We start from the raw sequence: 528 nt of genomic DNA, 5'->3' as shown, positions 1-528 counted from the left end.
TTCATTTTATTTGGTTGGGTTTGGCGTTTTTCGCCGCTCCTCACCACCAAAATTATCGCTTAACCCCTGGCCCGATTTTCGGGGTCCACCTCACTATCCAACATCAGCAATTCACCTAAACACACCATGAACACTACATACGACATCGGACTCGATGTCCATAGCCGAACGAAGTGAGACAGACTGACCGCTAGGTCAGCCCAAAGGGCAAGGCGAAGCCGCAGTCAACGAATCGATCGCCATCGCTTACACGCAAGAAGGATCGCGCAAATAACCAACCTATTACGGCGAATGCGGGGGCTCCCTCCTCGCTGCTGAACGCGCTCTGCGCAAGCTCGCCAAGCAGCTCGGCCAAAAGCTCAAAGACCTCAAAGTCTGCTATGAGGCCGGCCCGACGGGCTTCGTTCTCGATACCGCCGCCGAACTCATTCGAGCCTTCGTCAAACAACTCCAGGCCCTCACCGCCAGCATCACCCGCTTCGACCAGCGCATCGAAGAAGCCACCGCCGCCCACGATGACGCGCCCCT

The 528-nt window shown here is 56.6% G+C and carries 1 protein-coding gene; it reads right to left on the bottom strand.

Features of this window, described 5'->3' with window-relative positions:
- Positions 1-190: 190 nt before the first annotated feature.
- The coding region (locus tag JIN78_RS16950) for a hypothetical protein (protein ID WP_200393181.1) at positions 191-528 on the bottom strand (338 nt) is incomplete at its 5' end.

This window comes from Roseibacillus ishigakijimensis (assembly GCF_016595415.1).
In the GTDB taxonomy this organism is placed as follows: domain Bacteria; phylum Verrucomicrobiota; class Verrucomicrobiia; order Verrucomicrobiales; family Akkermansiaceae; genus Roseibacillus; species Roseibacillus ishigakijimensis.
This window is presented reverse-complemented; position numbering and strand designations above follow the sequence as displayed.